Annotated in this window: 19 protein-coding genes and 3 pseudogenes; 8 read left to right on the forward strand and 14 right to left on the reverse strand. The window is 66.6% G+C overall.

Features of this window, described 5'->3' with window-relative positions; all coding sequences use genetic code 11:
* Positions 1–43: 43 nt before the first annotated feature.
* Positions 44–2,173 (reverse strand): MMPL family transporter, encoded by a 2,130-nt coding sequence (locus ACWGO0_RS15240; protein ID WP_453533758.1) that lies wholly within the window; start codon positions 2,171–2,173, stop codon positions 44–46.
* A gap of 80 nt (positions 2,174–2,253) precedes the next feature.
* Here ACWGO0_RS15240 and ACWGO0_RS15245 point away from each other — a divergent pair, with 80 nt between their 5' ends.
* The 3 genes from ACWGO0_RS15245 (at position 2,254) to ACWGO0_RS15255 (ending at position 5,903) form a co-directional block, all read left to right on the forward strand.
* Positions 2,254–2,742 (forward strand): MarR family winged helix-turn-helix transcriptional regulator, encoded by a 489-nt coding sequence (locus ACWGO0_RS15245; protein ID WP_453533761.1) that lies wholly within the window; start codon positions 2,254–2,256, stop codon positions 2,740–2,742.
* Positions 2,743–2,970: 228 nt separating this feature from the next.
* Positions 2,971–4,209, forward strand: coding sequence for a lycopene cyclase family protein (locus ACWGO0_RS15250; protein WP_453533764.1), 1,239 nt, complete (start codon positions 2,971–2,973; stop codon positions 4,207–4,209).
* Positions 4,210–4,343: 134 nt separating this feature from the next.
* A complete protein-coding gene (locus ACWGO0_RS15255; protein WP_453533767.1) occupies positions 4,344–5,903 on the forward strand; it encodes an FAD-dependent oxidoreductase in 1,560 nt (519 codons plus the stop codon).
* 152 nt (positions 5,904–6,055) lie between these two features.
* On the opposite strand, the gene ACWGO0_RS15260 is transcribed toward ACWGO0_RS15255, so the two are convergent.
* From ACWGO0_RS15260 to ACWGO0_RS15305, 10 genes are all read right to left on the reverse strand, one after another.
* On the reverse strand, positions 6,056–7,072 hold the full coding sequence (locus ACWGO0_RS15260) for a DUF5914 domain-containing protein (RefSeq protein WP_453533770.1): 1,017 nt from the start codon (positions 7,070–7,072) through the stop codon (positions 6,056–6,058).
* Positions 7,069–8,130 (reverse strand): phytoene/squalene synthase family protein, encoded by a 1,062-nt coding sequence (locus ACWGO0_RS15265; protein WP_453533773.1) that lies wholly within the window; start codon positions 8,128–8,130, stop codon positions 7,069–7,071. The genes ACWGO0_RS15260 and ACWGO0_RS15265 overlap by 4 nt, the downstream gene beginning before the upstream one ends.
* Complete coding sequence (locus tag ACWGO0_RS15270) at positions 8,127–9,689, reverse strand: phytoene desaturase (RefSeq protein ID WP_453534099.1); 1,563 nt, start codon at positions 9,687–9,689, stop codon at positions 8,127–8,129. The genes ACWGO0_RS15265 and ACWGO0_RS15270 overlap by 4 nt, the downstream gene beginning before the upstream one ends.
* A gap of 187 nt (positions 9,690–9,876) precedes the next feature.
* Positions 9,877–11,076 carry a polyprenyl synthetase family protein gene (locus tag ACWGO0_RS15275; protein ID WP_453533776.1) on the reverse strand — a complete coding sequence of 400 codons (1,200 nt, stop codon included), beginning with the start codon at positions 11,074–11,076 and terminating at the stop codon, positions 9,877–9,879.
* A gap of 647 nt (positions 11,077–11,723) precedes the next feature.
* The gene (locus ACWGO0_RS15280; RefSeq protein ID WP_453533779.1) at positions 11,724–12,455 is read right to left on the reverse strand and encodes an anti-sigma factor; all 732 of its coding nucleotides are present in this window, start codon (positions 12,453–12,455) and stop codon (positions 11,724–11,726) included.
* Complete coding sequence (locus tag ACWGO0_RS15285; RefSeq protein ID WP_453533782.1) at positions 12,439–12,996, reverse strand: RNA polymerase sigma factor; 558 nt, start codon at positions 12,994–12,996, stop codon at positions 12,439–12,441. The genes ACWGO0_RS15280 and ACWGO0_RS15285 overlap by 17 nt, the downstream gene beginning before the upstream one ends.
* 47 nt (positions 12,997–13,043) lie before the next feature.
* Positions 13,044–13,730, reverse strand: a complete 687-nt coding sequence (locus tag ACWGO0_RS15290; RefSeq protein ID WP_453533785.1) for a class F sortase — start codon at positions 13,728–13,730, stop codon at positions 13,044–13,046.
* 106 nt (positions 13,731–13,836) lie between these two features.
* A complete protein-coding gene (locus ACWGO0_RS15295) occupies positions 13,837–14,661 on the reverse strand; it encodes a DUF4397 domain-containing protein (protein ID WP_453533788.1) in 825 nt (274 codons plus the stop codon).
* A 5-nt stretch (positions 14,662–14,666) separates the two neighbouring features.
* Complete coding sequence (locus ACWGO0_RS15300; RefSeq protein WP_453533791.1) at positions 14,667–14,846, reverse strand: hypothetical protein; 180 nt, start codon at positions 14,844–14,846, stop codon at positions 14,667–14,669.
* A 169-nt stretch (positions 14,847–15,015) separates the two neighbouring features.
* A complete protein-coding gene (locus ACWGO0_RS15305; protein WP_453533794.1) occupies positions 15,016–15,729 on the reverse strand; it encodes an N-acyl homoserine lactonase family protein in 714 nt (237 codons plus the stop codon).
* 291 nt (positions 15,730–16,020) lie between these two features.
* Here ACWGO0_RS15305 and ACWGO0_RS15310 point away from each other — a divergent pair, with 291 nt between their 5' ends.
* A complete protein-coding gene (locus ACWGO0_RS15310; protein WP_453533797.1) occupies positions 16,021–16,158 on the forward strand; it encodes a hypothetical protein in 138 nt (45 codons plus the stop codon).
* Positions 16,159–17,177: 1,019 nt separating this feature from the next.
* Here the strand turns inward: ACWGO0_RS15310 and ACWGO0_RS15315 are convergent.
* Positions 17,178–18,182 (reverse strand): helix-turn-helix transcriptional regulator, encoded by a 1,005-nt coding sequence (locus tag ACWGO0_RS15315; RefSeq protein ID WP_453533800.1) that lies wholly within the window; start codon positions 18,180–18,182, stop codon positions 17,178–17,180.
* Positions 18,183–18,238: 56 nt separating this feature from the next.
* Here ACWGO0_RS15315 and ACWGO0_RS15320 point away from each other — a divergent pair, with 56 nt between their 5' ends.
* The 3 genes and pseudogenes from ACWGO0_RS15320 (at position 18,239) to ACWGO0_RS15330 (ending at position 20,688) form a co-directional block, all read left to right on the forward strand.
* Positions 18,239–18,706 (forward strand): hypothetical protein, encoded by a 468-nt coding sequence (locus ACWGO0_RS15320; protein WP_453533803.1) that lies wholly within the window; start codon positions 18,239–18,241, stop codon positions 18,704–18,706.
* Entirely contained in the window at positions 18,703–19,311 is a 609-nt protein-coding gene (locus ACWGO0_RS15325; protein ID WP_453533805.1) for an NIPSNAP family protein, read from the forward strand. Before ACWGO0_RS15320 ends, ACWGO0_RS15325 begins: the two co-directional genes overlap by 4 nt.
* Positions 19,308–20,688, forward strand: a pseudogene (locus ACWGO0_RS15330) (IS1380 family transposase). Before ACWGO0_RS15325 ends, ACWGO0_RS15330 begins: the two are co-directional and overlap by 4 nt.
* A gap of 526 nt (positions 20,689–21,214) precedes the next feature.
* Here the strand turns inward: ACWGO0_RS15330 and ACWGO0_RS15335 are convergent.
* Positions 21,215–21,536, reverse strand: a pseudogene (locus ACWGO0_RS15335) (ISAzo13 family transposase); the annotation flags it as partial.
* Here ACWGO0_RS15335 and ACWGO0_RS15340 point away from each other — a divergent pair.
* Positions 21,534–21,722, forward strand: a pseudogene (locus ACWGO0_RS15340) (hypothetical protein); the annotation flags it as partial. The pseudogenes ACWGO0_RS15335 and ACWGO0_RS15340 sit on opposite strands and share 3 nt — an antisense overlap.
* A 28-nt stretch (positions 21,723–21,750) precedes the next feature.
* Here the strand turns inward: ACWGO0_RS15340 and ACWGO0_RS15345 are convergent.
* Complete coding sequence (locus ACWGO0_RS15345; RefSeq protein ID WP_453533808.1) at positions 21,751–22,347, reverse strand: TetR/AcrR family transcriptional regulator; 597 nt, start codon at positions 22,345–22,347, stop codon at positions 21,751–21,753.
* Between the last annotated feature and the right edge of the window lie 5 nt (positions 22,348–22,352).

Here is a 22,352-nt window from a genome sequence, read left to right on the forward strand (position 1 = left end):
GGGTCTGATTCGGCCGCCACGAAGCCCCCTAAGCGTGTCTGTTTCAACTACCGGCCTTGGATGTTGCCTTCATGTCGGTTGCGGTCGGATTCAGCTGTTCGACGGTTGCTTCATGGCGCAGTCGGCTGGGCCACCAGACCGCTGGGCCGATGTCGCGGACCAGAGCGGGTACCAGGAGCGACCGGACCACGATCGTGTCGAGCAGTACGCCGAAGGCGACGATGAAGGCGATCTGGGCCAGGAAAGCGAGCGGAATGACGATGAGGGCCGCGAAGGTCGCGGCCAGGACGACGCCCGCCGATGTGATGACACCGCCGGTGGCGATGAGCCCTCGGAGCATTCCCTGCCTGGTGCCCAGCCGCAGCGTTTCCTCGCGTACCCGGGACATGAGGAAGATGTTGTAGTCGACTCCCAAGGCTACGAGGAAGACGAAGCCGTACAGGGGTACGGAGGCGTCCGTGCCGGAGAAGCCGAAGCCGTGCTTGAACACCAGCCCGGCGATGCCGAGGGTCGCGAGGTAGTTGAGGCCCACTGTGGCGACCAGCAGGACGGGCAGCAGCAGCGAGCGGAGGAGAACGATCAGGATGGCGAGGATGATCACGAGGACGACGGGGATGATGAGGTTCTTGTCGTGCTCGGCGGTGCGCTGCGTGTCGTACTGCTGAGCGGTGTAGCCGCCTACGAGGGTGCTCGCGTCCGTTGCATGGACCTGGTCGCGGAGGTTCTGGACGGTTTCCTTGGCGGCGTCGCTGTCCGGGGCGTCGGCCAGAGTCGCGTCGATCCGGACCAGGCCGTCGACGACCAGGGGCTTTCCGCCGGGCGTATTGGTGACCACTTGAACGTCGGCCACTCCCGGTGTCCGCGTTGCGGCCTTCTGCACTGCGGCCTGGTTGTCGGCGTCGGCGATGATGACCGCCGGCTGGCCGGAGCCGCCGGGGAAGTGCTTGCCCAGCGTCTGCTGCGCGGCGACGGACGGGGCGTCGTTTACGAACAGCTCGTCGAGCGGCACGCCCTTCGACTGCAGGGCGGGGAAGAATGCCGCGCCGACCAGCAGAAGGCCTGTGGTGATGATCCACAGCTGGCGGGGACGGGTGTCCACCCAGTGGGCGACGCGGCGCCAGATGCCGTGACCGCCTGTCTCGGCGTCAGCCGATTTCGGCTTGGCGGGCCAGAAGGCGGCCTTGCCCATCAGGGCCAGAACGGCGGGAAGGAATGTGAGAGTCGTCAGTACGGCGCACACGACGCCGATCGCGCCAACCGGCCCGAGAGCCCTGTTGTTGGTCAGGTCGCTGAGAAGCAGAGCCAGAAGGCCGAGAGCCACGGTGGCTGCGCTGGCCGTGATGGCTGCGAACGATCCTCGGGTAGCAGCCCAGGCGGCTGCGGCTCGGTCACCGGTGGTTGCCAGTTCCTCGCGGAAGCGGGCCGTGAGCAGGAGGGCGTAGTCGGTGGCTGCACCGATTACCAGGATGGACAGGATGCCCTGCACCTGGCCGTCGACGCGGACGATGTCGTTGTCGGCGAGCACGTAGACGATCGCACCGGCAACCCCGAGGGCGAAGACGGAGCTGACGATGATCAGGAAGGGGAGCAGGACGCTTCGGTAGACCAGAAGCAGGATGAGCAGCACAGCGGCGAGGGCCACTCCGAGCAGAAGCCCGTCGATGCCGGCGAACGCCTCTCCCAGATCTCCTTGAGTCGCGGCGGGGCCGGCGAGCTGGGCTCGGGTGTCCGGTACCTGATCAGCTGCGACCTGGATCTTGTCCAGGGCTTCTGCGAGTTCCTCACCGAGGTCCGGGGACAGGGGCACGACCCCCTGGAGGGCTTTGCCGTCTTCGGACGGGAATGCCGGGGAGGGGGCGCCTTCAACTCCTTGCGCGCCGTTCAGCGACTGCAAAGCGGCGGTCGCCGCCTTCTGCTGAGCCTGCGAGATATCGCTGCCTTCGGAGGTTGTCCAGACGATGATCGCAGGCAGGGTCTCCTGCTGATTGAAGGCGTTCTGCTGCTTGATCACCTTCGTGGACTCGGCGTTCTGGGGCAGGAAGGCGGCTTGGTCGTTGGTGGAGACCTCGCCTAGCTTGCCTGCGTAAGAGCCGAAGGCTCCTCCCAGGCCGAGCCAGACGACCACGAGGACGAGGGGGACCAGCCAGCGGACCGGTCGACGCGCGCTGTTCATCGACTACCTATCGGGACGAGCGAGTAAAGGTAACTCAAAGATAAACTATCTCAATGATTGAGTGAGACTATGATTGGTGTATGCAGTCACACTCGCCGGACACCACCGACCAGGCCAGCGACCTGTTCGCCTACGCTGTCCTGCTACGCACGCTGAACCGCGAGCTGAACCGGGCCACCCTGGACTTCGCTCATCAGCAGGGGCTGCACACAACAGACATCCACGCCCTCTCCGTGATCATGGATCCTGCGGTATCCGCCGATGGCCCCGTGACTCCCACGCGTCTGCGGGAAGAGCTCGGCCTCACCTCCGGAGCGATCACCGCCTGCCTCGATCGGCTCCAACGCTCGGGGCACGTCAGCCGTGTCCGCGACACTGTGGACCGCAGAGTCGTTCATCTCGTCTACAACCCTGACGCCCGAGCGCTCGCCCGCGAGTACTTCAGCCCGCTGGCGCGAGCGACCGAGACCGCGCGCAGCCAGTTCACCCCGGAGCAGCTGGCCATGATCGCGGCCTTCCTCCGCGCTCTCAACACCGAGCTGGGCGCAGCACACGAGGCGCAGGCGTGAGGCACCGGAGGACGTGTGATGCCAAAAAGCGGGTAGTTCCGGGTGCATCCGCCCATCGGATGAGTCCGCGTCCTACCGAGAGGCGATGAGGCCGGATGGTTGGTTCAGCAGGGCTGGGCCATCATCCATGGCCGGCCGGAGCGTTTCGGCGACCGCAGCAGGGGCGCGCTGCAAAGCTGTCGCCACAAGTTCGATGAGCCACTTTCGGGCGAGTAGGAATGAGTGGCCATGATGGACGCCGATGTCGTCATCGTTGGTGCCGGTGCGGCAGGGTTGTCGCTTGCGTACCAGTTGACGGGTCAGAGCACCGCAGGTGTCAGGACGGCGGTGGGGGGCGACGTCAGACCCGCACCTCGTGTGGTGCTGATCGATGCCCCCATAGGGCCTTTGCGTCCGCCCGAGCGCACCTGGTGTTTCTGGGAGCAAGGGGTCGGAGACTTCGAGGAGGTCGTGGCCAAGTCCTGGGAACGGCTCTGTGTGCGTGGACCGGTCGGACAGTCATGGGAAAGCCTGCCTCATCCCTGGCAGTACAAAATGATCCGCTCCAGCGCCTTCGACCAGTTCGTCGATGTCCGGCTGGCGAACTCCCCTCTTGCGGAGCGGGTGAGCGCCACGGTGCACGGCGTGTCGGAGACAGCCGACGGTGTACTCGTCTCGGGCACAATGCCAGGGGGTCGGCGTCTGAGGCTGCGTGCCAGTTGGGCATACGACTCGCGGCCCTTGCCGAAACTGCCGCCGGCACGGACAACGTTGCTGCAGCACTTCCGCGGCTGGTTCGTGCAGTTGAACACCCGAAAGGCTGACGCGTCCCCGTGGTTCGACACGGATTCCGCCTGCCTGATGGACTTCCGTACCCCGCAGCCCGAGCACGGGCTCTCGTTCGGTTACGTACTCCCCCTTGGACCGGACCGCGGGTTGGTCGAGTACACCGAGTTCTCGGCAGCCACCCTTTCCACGGAGGCGTACGACGCCGCGCTGCGGCACTACACGAGCGAGGTCTTGGGACTCGGCTCGTTCGACATCTACGACACTGAACAAGGCGTCATCCCGATGACGGACGCGCGATTCTCGCGACAGGTCGGGCGGCGCACTTTCCGCATCGGCACCAGCGGCGGCGCCACGAGACCGGCGACCGGGTATACCTTCGCCGCAGTGCAGCGGCAGAGCCGTGCCATTGCCGATGCCTACCGGTCTGGAGCCGTCCCTGCTCCGCCACCGCCTCACGCCCGGCGATCGCTGGTCATGGACGCCGTCATGCTGCGAGCCCTCGACACGGGACGGGTGGGGGGCGCGGACTTCTTCACTGGTCTTTTCGAGCGAGTCCCCATGGAGCGGATGCTCCGCTTCCTGGACGGTCGCACGAGCATTCGAGAGGACCTGTTGCTCGGATTTGCGACACCCGTTCTTCCAATGCTGCGAGCGGTCGCCGACCTGCCGCTACTGCGACGCAATGACACCCGGCACTGACCGCAGGTTCACCGTCAGCTCCCTAGCCTGGGGCGGGGCCGCGTCCCGTCTTCGCGCCACTCGGCGTGTAACACGCCTCCCACACGTATGCCGGGAACGATTTCCCTTACTCGTGCGCCACGAAGGAGCATTGAATGCCGTCCCCATCGATTACGCGTCCCAGTGTCCCCCGACGGGGCAGAGACCGGCAGGCGGAGGTTGTCCATCCGGCCCCCGGCCGCGCCCGATTCACCCATGACGCTCCTCGGGTGGCGGTGGTGGGCGGAGGCATCGCCGGTCTGGCCGCCGCCACCGGTCTGGCTGAGCGCGGCGCGCACGTCACCTTGTACGAGCGCGAGGACACCCTCGGAGGACGCCTGGCTGGATGGCAGACGACACTGGCCGACGGCTCCCGTGTGACGATGAGTCGAGGGTTCCATGCCTTCTTTCGTCAGTACTACAACCTGCGCGGCCTGTTGCGCAGGGCTGACAGCCAGCTCGGCATGCTCACCGCCCTGCCGGACTACCCTCTTCAGCACAGCGGGGGCCTGTACGACAGCTTCGCCAGAGTGCCTCGCACTCCTCCGTGGAGTGCTGTGGGCTTCGCGGCTCTGAGTCCCACGTTCGGTTGGCGGGACATGGCTCGGATGGATCCGCGGGCTGCCCTTCCGCTGCTGGATGTCCGGGTGCCGGAGGTGTATGACCAGCTCGACTCGGTGAGCGCCCACGACTTTCTGGCCGGCATTCGTTTCCCTGAGGCTGCCCACCATCTGGCTTTCGAAGTCTTCTCCCGAAGCTTCTTCGCCGACCCACGTGAACTGTCCGCCGCCGAACTTGTGCTGATGTTTCACATCTACTTCCTGGGTTCCAGCGAAGGACTGCTGTTCGACGTTCCCGACGAACCGTTCTCGCAAGCCCTGTGGGAGCCCCTGGCCGAGTACCTGGAAGGCCACGGCGTGAAGATGCGCGTCGGCACGTCCGTAGACACGGTCGAGTCCGACCCGTCCGGTGGCTATCGGATAACGGCAGGCGGGCCCGCCGAGCATTTCGACGCAACAGTGCTCGCCCTCGACACCGCCGGACTGCAACGGGTGGTTGCTTCGTCTCCGCACCTGGTCGACGGTGCTTGGCGTGACAGGATCTCCCGGTTGCGCACGGCGCCGCCGTTCTTGGTTTCGCGTCTGTGGCTCGACCGTCCGTTGCGAGCAGATCGGGCCGGCTTCCTTGGCACAAGTGGATACGAGTCACTGGATAACGTCAGTGTGCTGGATCGCTGGGAGGGGGAAGCTGCGCGCTGGGCCGCGCGAACGGGAGGTTCGGTGGTGGAGCTCCATGCCTACGCGGTCGAGCCGGGCGCCGACCGGGCGACCGAACAGGAACGCCTGCTGGCGCAGCTGCATCGCGTGTACCCCGAGACCCGCGATGCGAAGATCGTGGACGCGCGTCATGAATGGCGGGAGGACTGCCCACTGTTTCCCGCGGGCGGCTATGAGGAGCGTCCCGCGGTACGGACTGTGGATCCCACCTTGGTGATGGCAGGAGACCTGGTGCGTACCGATCTGCCAGTGGCGCTGATGGAGCGTGCTGCGACGAGCGGATTTCTCGCGGCGAACGCACTGCTAGGGCACTGGGGCGTGCGTGGGCAGGTGCTGTGGACGGTGCCCCGCAAGGGTAGATCGCGGCTGATGCGTCTGCTCGCAGGGCTCTCGTCGTAGCGGGAGTGGCAGTAGCCGAGTGACCGGTGTCGCCGGAGGGCAACCTCCGACGACACCGCAAGCTGCGCGACCTGGTCCACGCCGCAGTCGCAGAGGGCAGGCGCTCCGGTACTTCTGGCCTCAGCCGGAGGCCGAGGAGTACCGGTCGCTGATCAGCCCGGGAATGTGCCGTTGCTGCGCAAGGTCCAGCGTCGCTCCGCGTAAGCGAGGTCGTCGCGCCACAGTCGTCCGGCCGTCCGCCGCATGAAGGGCCGAAGTAGCGGTGCTGCGGCCCGGGCGACAGCGAAGCCGGGGCGGTCGGATGTGGCGATGACGGCCTCGATGACGGCCGTACGAGGTCTGCCCCACTTATCGGGTTCTAGCGGAGTGGCATGCGTCTCCACGACCGAGGTGGCTCCTTCGCCTTCGGTTATGTGCATCACGACGGTACGCGGTTCCGGGGTGGTGAAGACCGCCCGGACGGGCACGACCGCCCGGCCCGCCACTTTGAAGGAGACACCTACCGCAAAGCCGTCTTCATTTCCTGAGGCATCGTCGACCGTCAGGTCGACGAACGAGTAGGGGTGGAACCATGCGCCGTGCCATGGGTCGAGCCGGTTGGCGATGATGTCCTCCGGTTCGCAGGTTCCCACCGCCGTGTACACGGCGGCGACCGAGCGCGCGAGGCCGGGCCGCGCAGGAAGCACGGGTTCTTCGAGAGGCTGCTCTCCGGCCAAGGTGTCCAGACGTACCCAGACCAACACGCCATCGTCGTGAACCGGGTAAGGCGTCCAGCCGGCGAACGGCCCGCCCTCAAGGGCCAGCCCGTGCCAGTGGCACACGAGAGTCCCGCACACCACGGTGCTGTCCCGAAGTGGAGCGCCCAGATGCGGGCAGCTTCCAGGGCCTGCCTTGAGGCGCCCCGCCCGGTCTCTCCACACGACCACTTCGGTTCCTGCCACGTTCATGCCGAATGGCTTTCGGCCTGAGATCTCCCGGCTCGCCGCTATTACAAACCAGTTACCGGAGGGCAGCGCGGAGGCCCGCTTGAGTGCCTGGTCGATCAAGGCAGGTTTCGCGTCGCGCCATGTGGAACCTTGCCGATGCCATGGCACGGCCGGCCTTAGGCGCAACGGAACACGATCCCCCAGGCTGCGGCGTCGTGGACGCAGCCCATCTCGGCCCGTCATGTCGCAGCCTCCCCTCTCACGGCGTCTGCCGATTGCTTTCGTGGGTCGAGTCCACCTGTCTGCGGACGAGCGGGCTCCTCCCTCCCGGCGCATGGGCCAGAGCGAAGCAGGCCGCTGTCCTGGCTCCTTCCCGAGCGCCTGGCCAACGACAGACGCACCGCCCCGGCAAGCGCCACGGCGGCCCTACGGCGCCGTGGCACCACAGCCCGGCGGTGCACGACCTGGAAGCCGTCGGTCTCGATCGCTCCAAGAATGTCGCGATAGAGCGTAAAAGCCGTGCGCATGCACGGACGCGCAACCGGATCGAGCATGTCCAGCCCCGGTTCAGCCTGCTGGTAAACCTCACGTGTCAGAGCCACCCCGGCCCGCAGAGCAGCGCTGATCCGCGGATCGTCCCGGCCGGTCCTACGGCTCCACAGAAGCAGCTCACGATCCGCTCCGTGAGCCGCGAGGAGATCGGCCGGCAGGTAGACCCGCCCCCTGTCGAGGTCCTCACCCACGTCCCTGAGGAAGTTGGTGAGCTGGAAAGCAACCCCCAGAGCGGACGCATGCGGCGCCGCCTCCTCACGCGTCGTCACGGTGCCCAGCACCGGCAGCATCTGCAGGCCGATCACGGCTGCCGAGCCGTGCATGTACCGGGCGAGGTCCTCGTAGGTGGGGTAGTCGGTGACTTCGAGATCGCTCAGCATCGCGGCCATGAAGTCGATGAAGTAGGTGTGGTCGATTTCGTATCGCAGCGCTGTGTCGACAAGTGCTCGGACCACCGGTTCCTCGCTCCTGCCGGTGCGCAGGCCGGTAGCCATATGGTCGCGAAGCGCGTGCAGGGCCTTGTCACGTTCTGCCGGTGTCGCGTCTCCGTTGAGATCGTCGACGATGTCGTCGGCCCACCGGGCGAACCCGTACAGCGCGTGCACGGCGGGCCGGCGTTCAATCGGCAGCAGCCGGGCCGCGAGGAAATAGGTCTTCCCATGACGCGCGTTGAGCTGACGGCAGTGGCTGTATGCCGCGCGCAGACCCGGGTCCTCGATGCCTGCGGCATCCAGCTCTCGTCGGGTCACTGGGAGGTACCTCTCGCCGGGGTGGAACAAGGAGAGACGCCAGTGCCGCGTCCGGAGAATGTCTTGCGTACCGGAGCACTGTTTCCGGTGATACGGGCTGCCGCGAGCTTCCCTGAGATCAGCACGGTGGGAACTCCGACACCCGGGGTGGTTCCGCAGCCCGCGATGACTGCGTTCTCGATACCGCGCACCAGGTTTCGCGGCCGGAAAGGTCCTGTCTGCGCGAACGTGTGGGCTGCCGAGAACGGTGTACCCGCCGCGTGACCCTGCGCGGTCCAGTCGACCGGGGTGATCAGCGACTCCTGCTCGATCGACTCTCCCAGTCCATCCAAACCCCTGTTCTCCAGCTCCGCCACGAGGCTGTCACGGTACCGAGGCGAGAGATCTCGCCATTCGCTCACGCCGGGACCGATGTCCGTGTTCGGGCACGGCGCGAGAACGTAGTGAAGGTGCTTACCCACAGGAGCCATAGAGGGGTCGTGGGTCGTCGGCCGTGTGATGAGAAGCGATGGGTCGCTCATCACCGCACCCTCGACGGTAAGCTCCCTGAACGTGCTCTTCCAGGCAGCGCCGAAAGAGATCGTGTGATGCGCCAGCTGTGGCCAGGTGCGATCCGTCCCGGCATGCAGGATCACGGCGGAGGGAGAATACCGAAGGCCGACCACACGTCGCGGAGACCGGCCGAGCAACCGGTGGACCGTCGGCAGATCCGGAGTGAGAACCACGGCGTCACAGGCGATGCGCTCTCCATGAGATGTCCGGACGGCGGTGATCCGATCGCCCTTGCGCTCGAGTTGGGTGACCTCTGTGTTCCAGTGGAACTTCGCTCCGGCTTCCGCCGCGGAATCGGCCATGGCCTGCGGCAGGGCGTGCATGCCTCCGCGAGGAAAGTAAACACCGGCCACCGTGTCCATGTAAGCGATCACCGCGTAGGCGGCCAGGGCACGCTCTGGAGGCACGCCGGCGTAGAGGGCCTGAAACGAGAAAACCCGGCGCAGACGCTCGTCCGAAAGGAAACGGCCGATCTGCGGATCTAGCCGCCCGAATGCCCGCAGGCGCGCCAGACGAACCAAATCTGGATGGAGCAGCTGCAAAGGGGAGTCGAAGTTGGTGTCGATGAAGCGCCGCATCTGGGCGGCGTAGAGGTCCGTGAGCCAGACACGCAGCCGCCGGTACCCGGCCGCCTCCCGGTCACCCGCGAAACGTCGGATCTCCTCCTCCATGGCCTCCGCCCCGGTGTGGACGTCCAACTGGGTTCCGTCAGCGAACTGCGCCCGATACGCGGGGTGGAGTTCCACCAACTCCACTCTGTCCGCCAAGCAATCACCGACCGCCGCGAACGCCTCGTCGGCGATCTCCGGCATCGTCATCACCGTCGGACCGCTGTCGACACGGAAACCCCCCATGTCGAACCGGCCTGCCCGCCCACCCGAAAGGGCATCACGCTCGACGACAGTGACACGTCGCTGCGCGCCCAGCAGGTGAAGTGCGGCAGACAGCCCGGACAGTCCCGCTCCGACAACGACCACATGATCAGTGGGTCCTGGGACCGATTTCACCGACACTTCCCTTCACTTTCACTTTCACTATTTCGTGGGGCCTACCCGAAAGACAATGCATTGAGATCGCACCGTCCGCGGTTTCATGCGATATGAGCCCGGCCTCGCTTCTCCCTCTTGATTTTCCTCAATACAAGCTGGAGCTTGCGCACGTACACAGGCTTCCTCAAGAACGGCTCACAGTCGACTATTTCGCCGAACTGTGTTGGGGCGTTGGGCAGGTGGTGACGGCTCTGGTCGAAGTACCCATGAGGGCAGAGAGTCGGCGACGGACATTGCCGGGGAGAGAGACCTGAAGCAGAATTTCCTCACTGTGCGCAAGGAGCCTGTCGATCTCGGCTTCTGTCATGCCTCTTGCTCCCGTTCGCTCCAGGACCTCGCGCAGCCTGTCCAGATCGGCACCGGACAGTTCAGGATTTCCGATACCCTGGCTCAGCATGTGCTGGGCGGCGGTGTCCCCTGCGCCCTCCGACAGGCTTCTGGCGGCCGCTGTCAGGTAGGTGAGTTTTCCGCTTCTGATGTCTTCGCCCGAGGGTTTTCCGGTTTTCGATGGGTCGCCAAAAGTACCCAGCAGGTCGTCGCGCAGCTGGAAGGCGATACCCGCCGAACGACCTGCGGAGCGCAGCGCCGAGACAGTCCTATCATCTGCTCCGGCCAGAGCGGCTCCGAGCGCGAGGGGCCGTTCCACCGTATATAGAGACGTCTTCAGAAGGGCGATTCTCAGAGCTCGATCCTGAGAAGAAGAGGAATCGGCTTGGGCGTATATGTCGAGATATTGACCCGCAACCATCTCGGCTCGCATCGAACGCCACAAAGCGTGGATTCGCTTGCGTACCTGAGTGCTGGCCTCGATTTCGGCGACTAGGTCGTCTGCCCACGCCAAGGCCAGATCACCGGCCAGAATCGCTGCAGCCTGCCCATGAGCAACGTGGTCGCCACGCAGGCCGGATCGCACGTGCTCCGCGGAGAATTCGAAATGGAGCGAAGGCGCCCCTCGACGCAGCGACGAACCATCCATCACATCATCATGAATCAGTGCGCAAGTCTGGATCAATTCAAGCGAGGCTCCAAGACGAAGCGCCGACTGCACGCCCGCTCCCGCCACGTCACCCCCGCCGGCGCGCCAGCCCCACCAGGCGAACTGTGCACGCAACCTCTTGCCACCGCGTAGCGTCAAAGACCGCACTCTGTCCGCTACATCGTGGGCAAACCGCGGGTCGACCGCCTCGGCCTCGACCAGCCGCTCCTCCAGATACAGGTCCAGAGCACGCTCCACAGCTCCTGCCGGGTCCGCGTCGGGGTCCGGGTCACAGGCGGCCGAAATCGGCCGCGGCGCTCCGCTGCGCGTAGGGCCGCGCCCAACCGGGCCGTCGGACTTGATGCGCATAGCCGCACCTCTCATGGGGGTAACTGTTGCTGACCTGGCCCGGGGCGATCGGCATTGACCGGCCTGGCGCACGAATCATCCGGGCGCACCAGACCTCGACCTTGCCCGCAGAGGGTGCCGATGGCCCTGAAGCCACCAGGACGTCCGGTTCTTCTCGACGGAACGTCACTCCCGCGGGCCGGCGGAGTCAGGCCGTTGTACCCCGTTGACAGCCCATCAGCAGTGACGACTCTCGTCGGACTGCGAATCTATTTCAGCGAGTCATTATCTCAACAGTCAAGACAATATCAGTATGATCGCTTGTCAAGGGACCTGCCCTTCCGACCGCTTCGGCAGGGGATCGCATGGCACCCAGCTCCCCTTCTTACGGGTTGCGGAGTGGGGCGAGGACTGTACGAAGCGAGTGCTGACCCAGGCGTCACGGCGAGCTCAACGACAGCGGGCGAAGTGCCTTGCGACGGCTGCTTGAGGCCGCCTCAGCAGTAGCCCGATGCGCTTGCTTGCAAGCGATGGCGGGCCACCGGCCACGTGGAGCACTCACCCCGGACCACGCCAGCGGTTGCAACGCGGGCAGTCCAGCCAGCTCAGAGCCGTCCCGACCATGGAGCGAGGGCCTGCTGCGCTCAGCGGTCTCCGCATCACAGCGGTCAGCCAGCGTAGGCACCTCGGACGATGCTGTTGCCGGAGTGGTCCGGCTTGCCGTTGTACGGCTGGACGGAGACGTCCACGACGGAGTACTCGCGAAGGTCGATGTTGTCGGGGACAGGGAGGATGGCGCGGCCGTCGGGGCCCAGTACGCCCATGGAGACGAGTTTGGTGTGGCTGTTGTCCATGAGCCAGACCTCGAAGTAGCCCGAGTTACTGGGGAGGCCCTTGACGGTGATCTGCAGCGATCGCCGCCCGCTCTGGTCGGTGAGGTTGGCGTAGCCGGCCGAGCTGGCGCGAAGCGATTCGAGGCGCTTGCCGTCGGCAACAGGTTGAGTGGCGGAGGCGTCGGCGTGGGTCACCCACCAGGTGATCGCGCTTCCCGCCACCGCCCCGAGCAGTGCGGCGCACGCCGCCAGAGCAACAGCGGAGCGGCCGACGCGCCGCCACACCCTGGGACCCGGTCCGTCGACCGGGACGAACCCAGACGGGCGAGGCGAAGGGACGGGCTGGTCCGGGAGGCGCAGGTCTGTCGCGATCGAGTCCCACATGTCGTCCGGCGGCGTGAGCAGCTCACTGTCCCCGGGCGCGGTGTGCATGGCGGTGACGACGCGGCGCAGGGTGTCGAAGTCATGGCGGCAGGCGACGCATTCATGCAGGTGGGCGGCAGCTGATGAATCGATTTCCTCTCCGAGTGCCATCATCGCCAGGGTTTTCTCATCGGTGTGCTTCACCGTCCACCTCCAGCCGCTTCTTCAGACGCATCAGGCCACGCCGTGTGTGGGTTTTGACCGTTCCGAGCGGGAGTCCGGTGCGCTCGGCGATCTGTGACTGAGACAGGTCTTCGTAGAACGCCAGCCTGAGCACGATTTGCTGGTGCTCGGTGAGATTCTCCATCTCCCTTGTGAGCACGACATAGTCCACCACCGACTCCGGCGCGGGCGCAGACTGCTCGGACATGCCCACTACGGAGGTGAGGGCTTCGACGTCCCGCTGGTTGCGTGATCTGCGGGTGAGTGCGTCGGCAACCTTCTTATGGGTGATGCCCATCAGCCAGGTTTTGAGGGATCCGCGCTGCGGATCGAAGGTCTTGCGACCGTTCCAGGCTCCGACGAACACCTGCTGGGTGACGTCCTTGGCCTCTTCGGCGTCCCCGAGCTTCCGTGACGCGATGGTGTAGATGAGCGGACTCCAACGGCGGTATGCCTCCTTGAGGCAGGGCTCCTCGCCGTCGGCGAACCCCTTGCCCAGCCTTTCATCCGGCACCGTTGCCACGGCAGCAACACTAGCCGCAAGGACTCGCGCGCCGCCCCACGGGGTCGTCACTTCGTTACCTCCACCGCCGTGACCACCAGATTGTTCTGATAGCCGCCACGGTCCGGAAGGTACGGGCCGGCACAGGTAATCAAGCTCAGTACCGAACGCCCTTCCCGGTCGAACACACCGGTGTCCTCCAGCGCCTTCTTGCTGAGGGTCCGACGAGCGGTGATCTCGTAGCTGACGGACGTGCCGTCCTCGCGTGCCACCCGTACCTGGTCGCCCTGCCGCACCTTGTTCAGGACGAACAGGACACCGAGGCCGAGTCCTTTCGCGTCGACGTGTCCGACGATGACCGAGGAGCCCTGATCAGCGCCCGGGGCCGGTGAGAAGCGGTACCAGCCGACCCGGTCGGGATCCTCGGGAACCTGCATCTGCCCGTCTCCTGCCACACCCACCGGATCGATCGGGGCACGAAGACCGAGCCGAGGAATCGAGAGTTCGCGCGGCGCCGGAACAGCCAGGGAAGCGGCGCTACTGGTGGATCTCAAGGGCTTGGGCTGCGCGGGCGCAGATGCCTTGGGCTGCTCTGACTCCGACGGGACCGTGATGACTGGCGAAGTTCCGAAGTCACGGGCGCTTGACGGATTGTCGGCCCGTGCAGTGACGAGAAGGACAGCCGCCACAGTCAGGATGATGCCGAGCAGAGCCGCGACTGCCCCCAGGGGCTTGCGGCGGTGTGCACGGGCCATGCCTATGTCCGGCCTTTCCGGTGGAGGAGCCGTCCGGTGTGATCCCCCAGCTCGTCGGGGGACCACACCAGGCGGCGGATAAAGGGTGAAGGAGGGCGCTGTGGGGTCAGCCGGCGTCGTTGCGGCGGCGCAGCAAGTAGCCGGAGGCACCCAGGGCGAGGAGGGCGCCGAGGGACAGGGCCCCCAGCGTCATCTGCTGGTTGTGGGCTGCGGCCTGGCCCGTCTCGCCAGCGGGGACTCCGTGGGGTGCGGAGTGCATGCCGGTGATGGACTGGGTTTTGAGGGCGAGGTTTTTGTCGGTGGCGCTGCCCCAGGCGTAAATGATGGTGTTGCTGCCTTCTGCCAGGTCCAGCGTCGCGGGGCCGATCGCCACGGTGTCCGTGCCGGCGAGGACCACGTCGGCGGACACCTTGCTTGCCGCCACCTCGCCCTTGGCCTCCTTCGGGTTCTGCAAGTCCTTGAACACCGCCGCGCCGTTGGCGCGGACGTCGACAGCGGGGGCCGCGGCAACGTGCCGGACCGTGACCCTCGCCTTGCCTGCGGCAACCTTGGACGTGTCGTTGACGAACGCGTCGAGCGCGGGCTTGCCGTCGGCTGTCAGATGCGCCACCAGCGTGGCGTTGGAACCGGCCGGTACGTCGACCGTCTTCTCGATGGCCGGGGTCCCCTGCGGGCCTTCGCCGTCCTTGAAGACCTTGATGTCGTACGAGCCTGCGTCAAGCTTCATCGGATCGGTAAGCGTGCCCGGCGCGAAATCAGGGAGCAGTTCCTTGTCACCCGCGTACACGTCCACGGTCAGACCGGGCACCGCGTGCAGCACCGACACCGTCGCCTGATTGTCAGCCGCGGCGAAGGCGGGAGCACCGGCGGTGACCGACAGCACGACAGCGACACCAGCCGCCACAGCAGAACGAGTGTTCATAGCGATCATCCCCATCATTCGGTCGAGAAGGTCTCGACCTCTGTGTGTGAGGAGGCATTCAGCCGCATCATGCCGTTCGGTTTCACCAACGGTTGCCAAATCCCTACCGCAGTGTGGGCGGTCTGCCAGGCGGCCAGCCCGGCTTCACGCGTCGGGAGTAGATCGACCCCGCAATGGTCTTCGACGCTGGTCAAGACAGTCGAGTACGTCTGGCCGCGACGGATAGCTGTCCTGTTTCAGTTAAGTGTGGGTAGCGCGAGGTCGTGACCTGCGGTGCCTCGTCTTGTCTGGGACGCGTTGGCCGGGGCTGTCCCGCCTATATGTGGGCAGTTCGGCGTGTGGCATGTGCCAGAGAGACGGGTTTCAGGGGCCCTCGGTCTGCGGCGGTTCCCAGACAGAGCAGTCGTGGGCGAAGAGCACACGTCGTGGGTCGAAATCGGCGAGCCGATCCAGCCAGTGCTGATAGGGAGGAAGCGGCTGCTCCACGCCGTGAAGCGCCGCGCGGCGGGCGAGTTGCTCGGACGCGAAGTGGGAAGCGAAGTCGTGTGCCTGGCCAGCGAGGACTACTGTGCCGTCGCCTTGCCGGAGGACCAGCGACTGGTGGCCTTGAGTGTGCCCAGGCGTCGGAATGAGCCAGACTCCGGGCCAGACTTCGGTTTCGCCGGCGACTTCCTCGTAGGTTGCGCCGGGGAAGTCGATCAGCTCATCGACTGTGTAGTTGCCCCGACGTGCAATGGCCAGTTCGACGTCCTGAACCAGGATCGGCTTGCCGCTCAGAAGGGAGTTTCCGCCGATGTGGTCGAAGTGCAGGTGGCAGTTCACGACCATGGAAATCTCGTCAACGGTGACGCCGAACGCTGAGAGGGCTGCCCGTAGCCCACGCCGGCGGGGTCGATAGTGCGCTTCGGTTTCCGGGTCTGCGTCCCCGATGCCGGTATCGAAGAGGATCAGCCCATTGTCGTGTTGCACCAGATAGGCAAGGACGGGTTCGACTCGTGGTTGCGGGCCGCCTGTTTCTGAGGCAGGCCGGACGAAGTACCCGAGATCGAGGCGATGCACCGCCATGTTCTTCCCCATGCGGCCATCCTCGCAGGCCGCCGTCTGACATCCAGCCGGTCTGCTGACAGCAGAACTGTCATGGACTTCTGAAGGGTCAGATCAGCCAACTCAACCGCTGAGTGGCCAGGTGATGTTGTCCCGTTCCACGGCCGTGGGCCGACATGTCGCTGGCGACCGACCCGTACACGGGAAACCGGTACGCGTTCGCGGGCGGCAACCCGATCTCCTTCGTGGAGCTCGACGGCCACCTCTTCGGCATCGACATCTCCCTCTCCGACGTGGGCCACGCGGGCCCTCGACGTTGCGGGCATGGTCCCGGTGATCGGCGAGGTCGCCGATGTCGCCAACGGCGTCTGGTACATGGCCGAAGGCAACTTCGCCGACGGCATGCTGTCAACGGGCGCGGCAGTCCCGTTCGCGGGCAACGTCGTGACGGCCGCGAAGTGAGCCAAGAAGGGCGACGCCATAAAGGCGGGCGCAAAGAAGGGCAGCAAGAAGGTCGCCAGGGGTGCCAAGAAGGCAGCCGGCAAGGCCAAGGCCGGCGCCAGGAAGGTCGCAGACAAGGTCCAGTGGCTTGAGGGGAAAGCCGACGTTGACGAGGTTACCGAATGGCTCGCTGAGCCCGTCGAGGTGATCGAGCGGCAGATGCGGAACGAGGTCGATGCGGCTCGCGCCGACGTGGAGCCCGCAACCAACTGACAGCCTGGTGGCGGGCGGCACCAGAACGTACAGCTGGTCACGTAGGTGGTCGGCGAGGATCGGGTATCCGCGTCGCGGCCCGCCTGCATGGCGACCAGCGCCTGCAGGCCCCGCTGCTCTCCCGCCCCAGGCGTATGCCGCCGGGTGCGGCCTGGCCGTCGTCCTCAGGACGGAAGTCCTGATGAGGGGGGCGACCTGCTCCCGGGCATGCCGAAACATCCCGCACGCGTAGCGGATGCTGGGGATCGGGCCGCCCCTGCGGCACGCCCGTTTCTGCTGGGCGTGCGAATTATGCGTACTGCGACGCCGCCTGTCGGCAGAAGGTCGACCGCCGCCGACGGACCACGGGCCCGGACCCGGCCACGTATGGGATTTCTCCTTGCTTGCCCGCCGGGCGTGCGGCCCGGCGGGCAAGGTATCCGGCCGACGGTCAGGGAGCCGGATGGCGGCGGCCCCCTGGATGTAGCCCGGCGGGCGCAACTCCCCTCGACGGCGATAGCTCACGGCGCCGCTGGTAACCGCACGCTCCCGGATCTGGAACTCCATCGCATCCGTCTCCCATCCGTCTCCCATGGGAGACGGATGGGAGAACGATCTTCCCAATCAAGGCTGACTACCTTAGCTAACCTCGCGCTTTCACGAGCGTGGTCGTCCAACGTGCGATCAATGAAGTGAGGAGTGCCGCTGACCTGGGTCGATGGGACGGGTCGAGAGTCTTGTCGCCGTCAAGAAGGCTGCACTCCCCAGGTGAACATGCGTACGAGGTCCTATACGCGGGTGCGGGTGCAGGGGGAAGGGTGCGGGGGGTCGGTGCCCCGGTCGGGAGAACCCTCTGCCGAGGGCCACCCTTCGTAGCGGGTGGCCACGGTCCGTACCGTCTCGGCGACGCGGTCGCGGAGTTCAGCCGGTGCCATGACCTCGACGTCGGTGCCCAGCCGCAGGAACTCTCCGTGGGCGTGCTCGATCGACTCGATTGGCACCCGGGCGTCCGTCCATCCGTCACCGCTGGGTGTGACGCCCAGGCGGCGAGCGCCCTCCGGGGTGAGCCGTACCAGGGCCTCCCCGGTGTGCAGCCGAGCTCGGAAGTCGGCCAGATGGCTGTCCCAGTGCCCGGCCAGGTCGAATCCGTCCGGAATGACGAACTGCTCCTCCAGCGGCCGGAGTCCGAGGATCTGGTCGATCCGGTAGGTGCGGATCCCGGACGGCCCGCCCGCGACCAGGTACCAGCGGCCGGCCTTGAGTACGAGCCCGTACGGCTCCACCCGCCGCTCGATCTCCTCCGGCGCCCGCCAGCGCCGGTACTGCAGTACCACCGCCCGTCGTGCCCACACCGCGGCGGCGGCCGCGGTCAGGTGAGGCGTACGGTCGGCGTCGCCGTACCAGCCGGGGGCGTCGAGCAGGAAGCGCTCCTGGATCCGCTCGGCGTGCTCGCGCAGCTCCGCCGGAAGGGCGGCCCGCAGCTTGAGCTGGGCGGTGGCGAGCGCCTCGCCGAGGCCGAGTTCGGCAGCGGCGCCGGGGAGTGCGGCGAGGAACGCGGCCTGCGCCTCGTCCGCGGTCAGTCCGGTGAGCCGGGTCCGGTAGCCGTCGACCAGCTGGTAGCCGCCCGCGTGTCCGGCGTCACCGTACAGCGGGATACCGGCGGCGCCGAGTGCCTCGACGTCTCGGTAGACGGTCCGTACGGAGACCTCCAATTCCTCGGCCAGCTGCCGGGCCGTCATCCGGCCCCGATTCTGGAGCAGCAGAAGCAGGGTGATCAGCCGACTCGCACGCATGCCGCTCAGTATCCACTGACAGTAGATGTCAGTGGATCGGCCCTAACCTGCGGCGCATGGACGACTTCGACTTCCTGCACGGCTCCTGGGACGTGGCCAACCGCCGTCTCACCACACCACTCGGCTCGGGCCCCGGCACCTGGGTGGACTTCCCCGGTCACGCGGTGGTCCGGCCGCTATTCGGGGGTGCCGGCAACATTGACGAGATCACCTTTCCCACCCTCGGCCGTCAGGGCGTGACCCTGCGGCTGTTCGACCGGGAGACGGAGCGCTGGTCTCTCCACTGGTCCGACAGCCGGACGGGCCGTCTGGATCCGCCGGTGGTCGGCGCCTTCACCAGTGACCGCGGTGATTTCCACGGAGAGGACACCTACAACGGCCGGCCGATCCGAGTGCACTTCGCCTGGTACCGCCTCGGCCCGGACACTGCCCGCTGGGAGCAAGAGTTTTCCGCCGACGACGGCCGCTCCTGGGAGCTCAACTGGATCATGGATCTCACCCGCACGGGGCAGGTCAGCGGATGAGCATCGTCGAACTCCGGCAGTACACCCTGCATTCTGGAGCCCGGGAGACGCTGATCGAGCTGTTCGAACGCGAGTTCGTGATCGGTCAGCAGGCGGTTGGCATCACCGTCGCAGGCCGTTTCCGCGACCTGGACGACCCGGACCGCTTCGTCTGGCTGCGCGCGTTCCCCGACATGGCGCACCGCCGGCGCGCGCTGGAGGCGTTCTACACCGGCCCGGTCTGGCGGGAGCACCGCGATGCGGCCAACGCCACCATGGTCGACAGCGACAACGTCCTACTGCTGCGCGGCCCGGGCTTCACGCCTCCGCCCGGCGCCGGTGAAGTGTTCGCGACCGTCTGCCACCCCGCCGACGCGGCCGCCTTCGATGCGTACGCCGCCCGGCACCTGGGTCCGGGCCATGCGCTGCACCGCACCGAGCACGCCGAGAACGATTTTCCCCGTCTGCCCGTCCGCACCGGGGAGGACGCCCGGGTCTGGTTCGGCCCGGCCGAGCTACCACCCTGGCCGACCGGGCGGCTGCGGCTGGAACCCGTGACGCCGAGCCTCGCCTTTCATGAAGCGGGTTGTCCGACGGGTGGTCAGGAATACAGAAAGAGCCTCTGACCAGCAAGAATGAGGATTGTCCAGGTCCCTGTCCCCGCCCCGGTCGGGCGGTGGTGTCCCAGGCGGGGGTGTGCTGTTGGTCGAGACCCTCCGCAAGACCGGGCTTGACCGGGCGATATCGGAGGCGCTGGCGCCGTGGCCACGCCCTCGGGCGGTGCACGATCCGGGCAAGAGCCTGCTGGACGTGGCCCTGGCGGTCGCATTCGGCGGGGACTGCCTCGCGGATGTCGGGATGCTGCGGGCCGAGCCGGCCGTGTTCGGGCCGGTGGCCTCGGATTCGACGGCCTCCCGCCTCATCGACTCCCTCGCCTCGGCCGGACCCAAGGCCCTGGCCGCGATCCGCTCGGCCCGGGCCGAAGTGCGCGAGCGTGTATGGAAGTTGGCCGGTCCATCGGCGCCGGACGCGGCCGGGCAGGTGATCGTGGACCTGGACGGAGTGCTGGTGCTGGCCCACTCCGACTGGCAGGACGCGGCCGCGACCTGGAAGAAGACCCATGGACACCACCCGCTCATGGGTTTCGTCGACGACGGAATGGGCGGGACCGGGGTGCCGGTGGCGGCAGTGCTGCGGCCCGGGAACGCGGGCAGGAACACCGCCGCCGACCACATCACCACCACCCAACTGGCCCTGGCCCAAAGGCCGCAACGCCACCGGCGCGGGCGGAGCACGCTCATCCGTACCGATTCCGCAGGCGGCACGCACGAGTTCGTGGCCTGGCTCACCAGGCGGGGCCGGTGGCTGTCCTACTCGGTCGGTACGACCATCACCGAGCAGATTCACCAGGCCGTCGGCAAGGTCCCCGCCACGGCCTGGGCCGCGGCCATCGAACCGGGCGGCGAGATCCGTGAGGGCGCCCGGGTCGCAGAACTCGACGGCGATGTCCTCAAGGGCTGGCCCAAGGGGATGCGACTGATCGTCCGCAAGGAACGGCCCCACCCCGGAGCCCAGTTGCGTTTCACCGACGCCGACGGACTACGGCTCACCGCGTTCGCCACCAACACCTCCGGTGTCCCGATCGCTTCACTCGAATCACTCGAACTGCGGCACCGCAAGCGCGCGCGGGCCGAGGACCGCATCAACGCCGCCCGCGCCACCGGCCTGGCAACCTGCCCCTGCACGATGCCGCTCAGAACCGGATCTGGCTGGCGATCGTCTCGATCGCCCTCGACCTGCTGGCCTGGATGCCGATGCTCGCATTGACCGGCAAAACCCGCAGGTGGGAGCCCCGTCGCCTGCGACTCCGCCTGTTCTCCACCGCAGCCCAGATCGTCTCGACCGCCCGCCGCAGACATCTGAGATTCGCTGGCCACTGGCCCAGGACCGACGTGATTTTCGACGCCCTCGCACGGCTCGAAGCTCTCCCGAGCCCCGGCTGACCAGCGCGTTCCCTCCCCTGCGAGCAACGCTATCCCACCGGAGCCGTGGAACCCGGCGCCCACCCGACGCCACAGACGGGCCATCAGCATGGCCACCACCAGCCCGCACAGCCGAAACGGCCCGCCGAAGAAACCGACGGACCGTCACGAAAGATCGAGGCTACAGCTGAGTACGGCCGTGTTTCGGAGCGAATATAAGCAGGCAGGACGCCGACCTGGCCTTATGCAGGCGCAACCGTTGATCCAAACAACAATCACTGGTACTCCAGGGTGGAAAGGCCGCTGGACAGCGGCGGAGTGGATTTCGCGGGATCGTCTGGGAGACGGATGGAAAAGGGCGGTGTCCACAGCCCGGCTCCCACCACTTCCTGCTCCCACACCTCCTGGAGATACCCAACTATCCGCTCCTCGATTGCGAGCGTCCCCTCGCTGTACGTACCCTCCACACCAGGCAGTTCATGCCCCACGCGACCCTCCACTGCGACGCGCGGGATATCGCCCGGCTCGCCTAATGGATCGCAGAGAATCAACATGCTGACTTGATCTCTGAGGGGTTGCTTTTCATGAGGAACGCGGTGACGCCGGCGGGTGTGCGGACTGGCTGTTGAGGGTCGAACGGCGCAGGCGCGCTTGGCCAGGAGCGGCTGCGGTAACTGAACGGTTCAGGTGATTGTGCTGCCGTTGACTCCGAAGAGCTGCGCAAGCAGGTCTCGGCTACCGATTGTGCGCAGGAAGAGCACGGCCGCCAGGACTCCGTCGGCGGTGGGCAGCCGATTGTTGGCCCCCGCGCCGCGAGCACGGATGGGTTCACCTCCACGCTGCTGAAGCCGCCCTTGCTCATGTAACTCGGCTGGATCATGATGCGCCGCCGCCTCGCCCACGACTACGAGACGCTCAGAGCCAGCTCTAAGGCGATGATCCACATCGCCTCGATCGACAACCTCGCCAAGCGCAGAACGGACGAGTACACACCGCCCTGGCGAGGAACCCACCAGGGTATACAGGGGAATACGCCTAGTTTAAATGCCCTCTGAGAGTGGCCGTGGGCGAATGTCATCGTCTTCACTGCGGGTGGGATGCGAGGCCGTTGAGGATGATGTCGACGGCGTCGGCGATCCCGGGTAGTGCTTGGAGGGTCTCGTGGTCGGGTGGCATGGGCGGGTTCATGGCCATGCCGAACAGCAGCGCGAGCAGGACGACGGCGCCGTGGTCGGGGTCGGCGTCGGCCCGCAGGCGGCCGAGTCTCTGTTCGGCACGCAGGTACTCGGCGAGCCGTCCCGGGGGGCCCGGCAGGGCGCCGGGGGGCGGTGCGATGCGGGCGAGTTCGGGGTCGGTGAGGATGGCCAGTTCGAGGGGGAGGATGTCGGCGCGCAGGACTGCGAGGTGGGTGAGGCAGTCGGTGAGGTTGGCCTTGACGGTGGCGGTGCCGGCGCGGGCGGGCAGGGTGTCGATCCAGTCGACGACGTGCCGGTTTTGCTGCAGGACTGCTTCGGCGAAGAGGGTGGCCTTGTCGGGGAAGTGCCGGTAGAGGGTGCCTTCGGCTACGCCTGCTGCCTGTGCGATGGCGCGGGTGGTGGTCTTGGCGTAGCCGAGTTCGCTGACGAGCCGGATGGTGGTGTCGACGAGTTTGGTCCGTGTGGCGGTGCCGCGTGGGGTCATGGCAC

Source organism: Streptomyces sp. NPDC055749 (assembly GCF_053617235.1).